This is a genomic window from Bradyrhizobium sp. 23, from assembly GCF_023073295.1.
GTDB classification, from domain to species: domain Bacteria; phylum Pseudomonadota; class Alphaproteobacteria; order Rhizobiales; family Xanthobacteraceae; genus Bradyrhizobium; species Bradyrhizobium canariense_D.
In genome coordinates this window covers 658311-668534 of sequence record NZ_JADPJF010000148.1, presented here as the reverse complement: position 1 = coordinate 668534, position 10224 = coordinate 658311, and the positions used below count along the sequence as shown (strand labels likewise).

Genomic DNA, 10224 nt, shown 5'->3' with positions numbered 1-10224 from the left:
TTATGCCGTGCTCTCCCGGGAGCCGAGTTCCTGCTGGCCTCCCTCACCCCTGCGAAAGTCACCGGCACCGCGCCGGTTGACGCGACTGCCGCATCCGCAAGAGCTTGACCGTAGCAACGACGGCCAGGACCACACGGTTTTGCCGTACGCGCTCGCCATTTCGCCGCAGTTTTTCCAGCCCTGTCGACGGAGCCGGAAACTTACAGACGAGACGAAGCCTAGCAGCGCCGCTCGTCGGAACGCAGCCTTGGGCTCACGGAGAGCAATCCGCCCTGCCCTTGGCCTCTCGCACCCGAACGCTGCCGCGTCCACCGCAAGCCCGGCTCGCGAACATGACGACCACAAGATCGCCCCTCAAGGATGAGCCGGGATGGACGACACATACGCCGTTTCCGAATTTCGGTAAAGCGGAATATATTTGACGAGGGGGGTTGACGCGGTCGTGGCTGTTTCGGCTGCGAGGCCGCTCGATGAGGAATTAACGGTTTGGTAACCATACGCGCCTCGCTCGAAGGATTAATGCAAATCATACGCCGCCGGTGTCTCCCCCGTAACGACCCTGCTATAGAGCGTAGATCCGGCTCCATCAATTCGTCCCGAGCCATCTGCTTTCTTGGTTGCGTATGAACAGACCTAGCAACACATTCGACATCGCCATCGAGCAGGGATTCGACTTCCTGTCGCCGGACTACGCGGAGCTGTTCGACAACTCGGCCGCCACCGCGTTCCAGCATCCGCTCTGGCTCGACACCCTCTACACCAGGCTCGCGTCTCATGTGGGCGCAACTCCTCTGGTTGTCGTGGTCCGCCACCGCGCGACGGGCGCCCTTGCGATGGTGTTGCCCTTGCTGCGGATCCGGCGCGGCCCGATACGGACCGTCGAATTCGCCGACCTCCGCGTTTCCGACTACCTCGCGCCCGTATGCAGCCCGCAGGTATTTTCCGAGCTGCTCAAGGACGAGAGTGCCTGCGCAGAAATCCGGTGCCTCGTCCGCCCGTTCGATCTGCTCCGGATGACCAAGCTGCCGGATGGACGGCTTCCGATCGAGAACCTGCTGGCTGCGCCCCGCCGCATAGCGATGGACACCAATGCCTATGCGACCGTTCTGGTCGCGCCCTTCGAGCAATGGCGCGCCAGTGCGCTGGACCGTTCCTACCAGAAGGAGCTCGCAAAGAAAGCCCGGCAGCTCCAGAAGAAGGGGGACTTGAGTTTTTCATGCTGCCGCGACAGTGCCGCTGTCTTGGAGGTGCTGGACGTGATGAAGAAATTTCGCGGGCCGCGCTTTCAGGCACATGGCGACGGAGATCTGCTCCAGCGCCCCGAATATTACGGCTTCTATTCCGACGTGGCGCAGCGCGGCCTCGGCTCCTTTGTCCGGCTCTATGCGATGAAGATGAACGGCGAGGTCATCGCAGCCGTGCTCGGACTCAGCCATCACGGCAGCTTCCTCGTGATCATGGGCGCCTTCGACATTGCCGGATACAAAAGCCAGTCCTTGGGCGCGCTGATGTTCGAGCAGGTGGCGAAGGATTGCATCGAGCGCGGGGATCAGATGCTCGATTTCACCATCGGCGACGAGCCCTACAAGAAGCAGTTCGGCGCTCAGCCTTCACCGATGTGGACGGTCACGCAGGCGGGCAGCACCACGGGCGCCATCTCCTTGTTCGCACTGAAACAGGCGCCTTGGCTCAAGCTGGCCGCCAAGCGGATGTCGGAGTTCAGGTTCCTGCCGACCCGGACCTCAACGCCGACGCGCTGACCGGTGCGAGGGGCCGACCGGGTGCCGCTCTCAGGCGCGTAGCGCGCTTCGAACCTGGGCGAGCCAGCCGGGCCGCATCTGATCGAGCCGGTGGGTGATACTGCGTCGCAGGAAGTGCAGCCGCCGCCGCACGTCCCAGCCAATATCGTTGCGGGACGTCAGGGCCTGCCGGAAGCGCGCCATCTTCAGTGACTGCTGGTCCGCCGCGACCTTGTCGGGATCGGAATAGAATTCAGAAATCTTCTCCCGGCCCATGCCCTCGGTCCCGAGCCAACGCGGCGCATATTCGGTGCAGAGGCGCTCGACGTCGACCAGCAGACGGGCGACGCCCGTGCCGGCGGCCGGACAATTCGTTTGGAACGCATCACCGATGAGCACGACTCCGGGCTGGAGATGTCCTTCCACGACGGACAGGTCCATCACCCAATTCTGCACCCGGTCGATCACGTGGAAATCGCCAAGGTAGGGCCGCAATCCCGGAAGCAGGCGCAAGACCGTCGCCTCCGGTTCACGGCGCAGCTCGCGCATGATCGGATCGGTCGGGTCTCGGAACATGAAGAGATTTGCCCGCATGCCGGCACGCACGGGAAACAGGCTGAGATAATCGATGCCGTCCGCTGTGCGCTCCCCATAACAGGTCAACGCCTCGAAATCGAACGGCGCGTGGTCGCGGCGGGCGATCGTGAAGCCGAACGAAACCGAATGGCGCTCGGCCAGCACGCGCCGCTTGATGGCGAGCTTGTAGCCGAGCACGCCCGCCATGCCCGTGGCCAGCACGACGAGGCGCGCAGTTATGCGCCCCCCTGACGCGAGCTCGACATGTTGGAGATCGTCGCGACAATTGACCGCAGTGACCTCATCGACAATGAGGCTGGACGGATCAGGCAGCTGGCTGCGCGCCATGGCGACGAGATCGGCATATGGAAGCCCGTAAGCCCGGCCGACGCTGACATCGACCACCTTGCCTTCCCTGATGTTGAGCACCTGATCATATCGACAGGCCACGTTGTCGAGCGCATCGAGGAAGCCCAGCTTGCGCAACATCTCCAGCTGACGGCCGCCTATTTTTTCGACCCGAAACTCGTCCGGATGGACCGCGCGCTTGTCGACGAGAGCGACACGATGCCCTGCCCGCGCGAGCACGGCCGCCGCGAGCGAGCCCGCAAGGCCGCCGCCGACGATCGCGATGTCGACGACGATCGCCGCGGTCGCAGATCCAGCGCTCGGCTCGGTCACGTTGCTATCCGCCGTCATGGTTCAGGCTCCCACGGTCAACGATGGTTGCCCGTGCAATTCTCTCGCCTGATGTCGCATCGTAGGACCAAACGCGATCATTTCTCGATATCTCGGTTAACGCAGCGGAGACCTGCCCGGCCCGATGAGATCCGGCACGCGCCTTGCTCGGGATGGCCATTCCCGTTGAGCCGGTCCGCATTCCAATGGCTCATCTCGCCTCATCGGCCGTCGATGCGGCGCTCTGCCGCCACGCGACCGGGCCGCACTTTGCTCTATCTGGGACAATGGGGTCAGCGATGTTCCATAGTGAAGCAACAGGCATGGCCGCGACGTCGCCGCGGAGGGCGGGATCATGGAGGCCGTCCATTAACACTCGCGGTTTTTCGGCATGCTAGGCTGTCGCAGGTAATCGGAAAATGTCTCTTCAGGGGAAGTTGCCCCTTAAATCTCCATGATCGAATCCATCGTCCAATTCATGCGGCGCGACGTGACGCGCGGTGTTGCCGGAACCATCCTTCTCAAGGTTGGTAGCGGCGCGCTTGCGTTCGCGTTGTTCTCGCTTGCGGCACGAACGATGTCGCCCGATGGGTTTGGCATCTTTGCGACCTGGCTTTCGGTCGCCCAGATGGCAGCGGTCGTCGGTCTGGTGGGCCAGGAATCGCTGCTGGTGCGATTTCTGAACGAGTATCGGGTGGGAAATCAGCCTGATCTCACCAAGGGCGTGCTGCTATCGAGCTTCAAGATTTCCTCCGTCGCGATGCTGATTGCGATCGGCGCAATCGCGATCGGCGCGAACATCAAAGGCGCCTCGTGGCTGCTGGTTGTCGCGGTGTCGGCCTACACAGCCGTGAATGCCGGACTGATGCTTGGCAGCCAGATCGCACGCTCGCTGGTCAGCATTCTCATGGGGGAAGGAAACAGGGAGTTCTTCTGGCGAGTCAGCGTGGTGCTGTTTCTGCTCGCAATCATGTTCGGCCATCGGCAGCTTGATCCCGCCGAATTGATCGCCGTGATGACGATTGCCATGTCGGTCGGACTGGTCGCACAGATCATCGCGATTGCGCGAGTTCTACCGGATTTCCGCGGCACGGCGGTGCGTTCCGAGCCGTCGCGCTGGAGATCGAGCGCGCTTCATTTCTGGGTCGCATCCATTCTCGAAGCCGCGAACCAGTATTTCGACGTCATTCTGGTCTACTGGATGCTGGACCCGGCAACCGCCGGAATTTATTTTGCCGCTTCGCGCCTGGCCAACATCTTCGCCATGCTGTCGGCCGCATTGTACAGCTTTGGCGCACGTCGGCTCCCCTCGCTGTACTTCAGCAAGAACCATCAGGAATTCGAGCGAACGTTGCGGCTCATGGCGGAAGTGACCGCGGTGTGCGTGGTCAGCGGACTCCTCCTGATCTGGGTTGGAGGTCCCCATCTACTCAACTTGTTCGGGCCACATTTCGCTGCGCAGCACTGGGTCCTGATCGTGCTCGCGATCGGAACGGCGGTCCAGGCGGCGGGCGGTCCGTCTGCGGCGATATTGCAACTGACCGGCCATGAGCGCGAGTATGTCCCCGTGATTGCCGGGAACGTAGCGCTACGGCTGGTTGGATTTCTCGTCCTCATTCCCTGGCTCGGCGTTCTTGGCGCAGCGATCTCGGCCACTGTGTCGCTCGCGTTAGCGACCATCGTCCTCAACATCCTCTGTCGCCGGCGAACCGGCGTCGATCCTTCGATTCTAGGGCTTCTGCGCTTCTCCGCATCGAAGCCCAGCGCCTACGCGGTCCGTGGCGCGGACTCCGGCGAATAGAGCGTCAGCATATGTCGCGCGTGTCCCGCATGAAGGAGAGCGCACCAGCAGCCGTCGGCGCACCGGCGGAATGTGCGTCGTTTTCATATGCTTCAGTGGGCCGGCTCCAACCCAAATATCGATGGTTAATCGGCGGTTGCCCGCGTCCTCTGCACTTCGTCGGGAACCAGCGGAATTCCCTCATGCCCTTGCGGCAGGGCGCATTAACTCCGTTTATTGCTAGTCGGTGTCCGCGCGATGCCCGCATGGTAGATACGGAGTTAAGAAGGTGAAAAATTCGCTTCTCTAATGGGTCGGGATCCGTGCTGCATTACCAGCCAAACAAGGCGTTGGGCGAGACGACTGCGACAGCACTCCCGTCGCCCAACGGTGGCGGACGCAAGCCGCACGTGCTGCTCGTACAGACCCAGGCTGAGAACGCCGGTGCGCAGGAGATCTCGCGCCTGCTTGGCGCCGGGCTGACCGCCCGCGGCTATCGCGTCACCAATCTTTTCTTCTTCCGCAAGTCGGATTCGTTCGATGAGCCGCCCCACACGGTCTATTGCGCGTCGAGCCGGCCGGGAAATCCGCTGGCGCTGCTGCAAATGCTGTGGACGCTCGGCCGCCATATCAGGGCCACCAGGCCTGACGCCGTTCTGACCTTTCAGCACTTCGGCAATGTCATCGGCGCCGGTGTGGCGCGCCTGATCTGCCGCGCACCTGTCATCGCCAATCAGGTTTCATCCGCGCTGTCGATGAGCTGGCCGGTCCGTACGGCCGACATCGTCATGGGCAGCCTCGGCTTCTTCGACCGCATCACGCTCAACTCGCTGGACATGCAGCGCGAGTATTCGCGCTACCCCAGGGCTTATCGCGCGCGCATGGTGCATGTCCCGCACGGCTTCGACGACAAGGCGCTCACCCTGTCGAAGCAAGCTGCGCGACAGAAGTTCAATCTCCCGCCGGATAGCCCCCTGCTCGGCTGCGCAGCAAGATTACACCCGCACAAGCGGCTCGACGCGGCGATATGTCTGTTGCCGGATCAACCCTCCTGGCACCTCGCACTGGCCGGGCAGGGAGCCGATGAGGCCCGGCTGCGGCAGTTGGCGGATGACTTGAAAGTATCGGACAGGCTGCATCTGCTCGGCGAAATCACCCCACGCCAGATGGCGGAGTTTCTCGCCGCTCTCGACGTGTTCGTATTTCCGACGCAGGCGGAGACCTTCGGCCTCGCCGCTGTGGAGGCTGCAAACGCCGGCGTTCCCTCGGTCGTCACCGATCTTCCGGTCTTGCGCGAAGTGTTGTCCGTCGAAGGGAAGCCGACAGCGCTGTTCGTCGATGCCTCCGATCATACCAAGCTGTCGGCCGCCGTCTCCAGGCTCCTGACGGACCAAAAACTGAGCGACGAACTGCGGCAAAACGCCAAAGGCCTGAAGCTGCGCTATTCAGTGGACGCCATGGTGGAGGAATACGTTCGAATTCTCGGCCAGGTCATTTGATCGGGGCGCATGGAAACGGATCGGCTCGACATGACCATCGAGTTTCGCTGTGAAATTGAGAATGCGCGGCGGTGGATGGGCCGCGAGACGCTGTCGATCGACGGGCGGGATGTACCGGTCCAGATCGCGTGGACGGCAACGGCGGAGCCGCGGCCGGCGGGTCTCGACATGCTGTTCGAACTCGAACGTTTGGTGTTGCACAAGGGCAAACACAGCGGCACCGAAAGGCTGAAGATCAGTCCGGACCGGATGCAGGCTCGCGCCGGCACGGCAGACGTCATCGTCGATTTCACCGGTGGCGCGCGGGATCCGAACTGCTCCGCCCGGCAGTATCTCCGCCCGCTGTTCAATGGAGTGGCAGGCGAAAACGCAGCTCTTGCCGCCATTCTCGCCGGCGATCTGCCGGTGATCGAAATCGTCGACGAGGTCGACGGTGCAGTCCTCGATCGTGGCCATCCCTCCGCCGAAATCGCGGCCGGTCTGAGCGGGGGCCTGGAAACGGTCATGGCGCGAACCCTGACCATGGTGGCCGCCATCTTGTCGGGACGACCGCGCATCGTGCCGCAGCTGGCACGACCGGCCCGAGCGGACAACGGCCGCCCGCCAACGGCTTATGTCGCGCGCGGCCTCACCATATCGATCGCCAAGGAGATCTATCGCCTCTGCTGCTATGCCCCGCATTGGCATGTCGGATGGCGCATCAACAAGGGCGCAGGCGTCTGGCAGACCGGAGACCTGTCAGGGCCTCGCTGGAACGTCCTTGCCGATCCCGGAAACCACTTCTACGCCGATCCTTTCCCCATCACATGGCAGGGAAGAACATTCGTCTTCTTTGAGGATCTCGATCACCGGATTGGAAAAGGAATCATTTCCGCGATCGAGTTCGACGATAAGGGCCCGGTCGGAGCGGTCGTGCCCGTATTGGACGAGCCCTGGCACCTCTCCTATCCGTTCCTGATCGAGGACGATGGCGCATTGTGGATGATCCCGGAGAGCTCGACCAATGGGGACGTCGCCATCTATAAATGCGTTCGGTTCCCGGACAAATGGGAGCGCCACGCGACGCTGCTTTCAGGACTTGAACTCGCCGATGTGACGATCACGCGGCACAACGGCCTGCACTATCTGTTCGGAGCCTGGCGCGATGGCACTGGCGGGTATTCGGATTCGTTGGCGATCTATCACGCCGAGCACCTCATGGGCCCGTGGTTGCCGCATGCCAGCAACCCGGTCCTGATCGACCGCGCGAGCACGCGGCCTGCGGGGAATTTCGTCACCATCAATGACAAATTGTGGCGCCCGGTCCAGGATTGTGCCGGCGGATATGGGGCAGCGCTCGCCCTGGCGGAAATCGTCGAACTGTCGCCGACGACGTTCAAGCAGATTATCCGCCACTCTCTGCGGCCAGGGCCAGCATGGCCCGGCAGGAAGTTGCATACCTTGAATCGCTGCGGACAACTCGAGGTGATCGACGGGTCGCGTGTCCAACCCAAGACCCGTGCCTTCGGAGGCAAATTTCCATCGGCTGTCTTGTCGCCGCGGACCAGCCCCTCTGCCGCCAGCTAGCGCGGATGGCTGAACAGGTCCGTCGTGGCGTCGTCGACGGCGATATCGACCAGCGCGGGACCGCTTGATGCCAACGCTTCGGTCAAGATGGCGTCGACGTCGCCGACATCGGTCACGCGCTGCCCCGGACAACCCATTCCCCTTGCGAGCGCCACGAAGTCGAGCCCGGGCAGGTCGATCCCGGGCGGGCGATGCGCCTGCATCAGCTGGCTGAAGGCGCGCATCGCGCCATAGCCTGAATTGTTCATGATCACGAAAGTGATCGGCAGGCGGCGTTGCACCGCGGTCCAGATTGCCTGGATGCAATACATCGCCGATCCGTCACCGATCAGGGCGACGATGCGGCGGCCTGGCCGCGCCAGCGCCACGCCGACCGAGGCCGGCAGGCTATAACCAAGTCCGCCGCTCGCCATCGTGTAGAAGCTGTCCGCGCCAGGCCGTGGTAGGAATTGTTGGATGGCGGGACGATGCGACGGCGCCTCCTCGACCACGATCGCATCGGCCGGCATCAACGCGGAGAGCCGGGCGAGCGCATAAGCGGGCGGAAGCGGATTTTGCGCGGCAGGAACGGCAGGCCGCATCCGCGCGGCCGGCACCTCGCGCTCCGCGATCCCTGGCATCGCCGACAGCAGCCCAGCCAGCGCCTTTGGGAGCGTGCTGATGATGGTGTCACCGACAGAAGCGGATGCGGCTTCCGTCGGATCATCCGTGATCTGCCAGACCGGCGTTCCGTCGTCGAGCAATTCACATTGTCCTTCGACATGGAAAGTAAACACCGGCGCGCCGACCACGACGATCAGATCGGCGCCGCGCAATGCGCGGGCGAGCCCTCCCGGTGCTGCCGGAAGGAAGCCGGCGAACAGCGGATGCAATTCCGGAAAGCTCGAACGGCTCGACATCGGGCTTGCCCAAACGGCCGCGCTCGCCTGCTCGGCCACAGCGACCATCGCGTCGACGCAGCCGCTGCGATCGATCTCGGGTCCGACAACGAAGATAGGTTTTTTGGCGGCTCGGATCGCCGCGCCGAGCCGAACGATCGCCGCCGGATCGGGCGCAAACTCCGTCGCGATGCAGCGGACCGGTGGAGCGGTTGCGGGCCGCGCCCAATCATCCGACGGGACCGACACGAATGTCGGACCGCGGGGATGCTGCATGGCGGTGAGGAAGGCCTGCGCGATCGCCGCTGGAACATCTTCGGCGCGCGCCGGTTCGGCGCTCCATTTCACATAGGGCTTTGGAAACTGTGCGGCGTCCTCGGAGAAGAGATAGGGTCGCATCCGCAATAGGCTGCGCGCCTGCTGCCCGGCTGTCACGACCATCGGTGTCTTGTTGCGGAATGCGGTGAAGAGATTGCCGAGGGCATGACCGAGCCCGGCCGCCGAGTGCAGATTGACGAACGCCGCTCGTCCCGTGGCCTGCGCATAGCCGTCTGCCATACCGACGACGCAGGCTTCCTGCAATCCGAGCACGTAGTCGATGTCGTCGGGCCAGTCGCCAAGGAAGGCAAGCTCGGTCGAGCCGGGGTTGCCGAAAACGCGATCGACGCCAAAGGAGCGAAGCACACCGAGGGTCGCTTCCCGAACCGTGAGAACTTTCGAATTCATGAATAGCGTCCTGATGGGCTTCGCTTGTTGCGCGGTCAGAAGGGATAGTGCTGCGGCTGGGTCTCGATGGTGATCCAGCGCAGATCGGTGAACTCGGCGATCCCGGCCTGACCTCCGAAGCGGCCGTAGCCCGATCCCTTCATGCCGCCGAACGGCATCTGCGCCTCGTCATGCACGGTCGGGCCGTTGACGTGGCAGATGCCGCTTTCGATCCGCTGCGCCACCGTCAGCGCGCGCGCGACGTCGCGGCCGAACACGGCGGCCGAGAGGCCGTACTCGGTATCGTTGGCGAGCCGCACCGCGTCATCCACGCCACTTGCCCGGATCACCGAGACGACGGGACCAAAGCTCTCCTCGGTATAGATGCGCATGCCGGGCACCACGCGGTCGAGCACGGTGGCCGGAACGACCGTGCCAACCCGGTCGCCGCCCGCGAGCTTGACGGCGCCTTTGGCGATCGCGTCGTCGATCAGTGCAACGACATGCTTGGCCGGCGCTTCGTCGATCATCGAGCCGATGACGACCGGACCGGAGCGCGGGTCGCCGGCCGGAAGCGCAGCTGTCTTCTTCGCGAGCTTGTCGACAAAGGACGCCGCTACCGCCTCGTCGACGATCACCCGCTCGGTCGACATGCAGACCTGGCCCTGATTGATGAAGGCGCCGAATGCGACCGCCGCGACGGCGGCATCGAGGTCGGCATCGTCGAGCACGACAAGAGGCGCCTTGCCGCCAAGCTCGAGCAGCACCGGTTTGAGGTGGCGCCCGGCGAGCTCGGCGATGAC

Annotated in this window: 7 protein-coding genes; 4 read left to right on the top strand and 3 right to left on the bottom strand. The window is 63.4% G+C overall.

Features of this window, described 5'->3' with window-relative positions:
• Nucleotides 1-623: 623 nt before the first annotated feature.
• Nucleotides 624-1760, top strand: coding sequence for a GNAT family N-acetyltransferase (locus IVB32_RS36525; RefSeq protein WP_204510800.1), 1137 nt, complete (start codon nucleotides 624-626; stop codon nucleotides 1758-1760).
• Nucleotides 1761-1790: 30 nt separating this feature from the next.
• Here IVB32_RS36525 and IVB32_RS36520 read toward each other — a convergent pair whose 3' ends face one another.
• The gene (locus IVB32_RS36520) at nucleotides 1791-3014 is read right to left on the bottom strand and encodes an NAD(P)/FAD-dependent oxidoreductase (RefSeq protein ID WP_085395443.1); all 1224 of its coding nucleotides are present in this window, start codon (nucleotides 3012-3014) and stop codon (nucleotides 1791-1793) included.
• A gap of 433 nt (nucleotides 3015-3447) precedes the next feature.
• Here IVB32_RS36520 and IVB32_RS36515 point away from each other — a divergent pair, with 433 nt between their 5' ends.
• From IVB32_RS36515 to IVB32_RS36505, 3 genes are all read left to right on the top strand, one after another.
• Nucleotides 3448-4794 (top strand): polysaccharide biosynthesis C-terminal domain-containing protein, encoded by a 1347-nt coding sequence (locus IVB32_RS36515; protein WP_018458715.1) that lies wholly within the window; start codon nucleotides 3448-3450, stop codon nucleotides 4792-4794.
• Nucleotides 4795-5096: 302 nt separating this feature from the next.
• A complete protein-coding gene (locus tag IVB32_RS36510) occupies nucleotides 5097-6272 on the top strand; it encodes a glycosyltransferase family 4 protein (protein ID WP_247412964.1) in 1176 nt (391 codons plus the stop codon).
• Nucleotides 6273-6302: 30 nt separating this feature from the next.
• On the top strand, nucleotides 6303-7838 hold the full coding sequence (locus IVB32_RS36505) for a hypothetical protein (RefSeq protein WP_085395552.1): 1536 nt from the start codon (nucleotides 6303-6305) through the stop codon (nucleotides 7836-7838).
• Here IVB32_RS36505 and mdlC read toward each other — a convergent pair.
• Together mdlC and IVB32_RS36495 are read right to left on the bottom strand one after the other, a co-directional pair.
• Complete coding sequence (gene mdlC, locus IVB32_RS36500; protein ID WP_247393740.1) at nucleotides 7835-9442, bottom strand: benzoylformate decarboxylase; 1608 nt, start codon at nucleotides 9440-9442, stop codon at nucleotides 7835-7837. The two genes, IVB32_RS36505 and mdlC, sit on opposite strands and share 4 nt — an antisense overlap.
• A gap of 35 nt (nucleotides 9443-9477) precedes the next feature.
• A partial coding sequence (locus tag IVB32_RS36495) for an aldehyde dehydrogenase family protein (protein ID WP_247412963.1) occupies nucleotides 9478-10224 on the bottom strand: 747 nt, incomplete at its 5' end.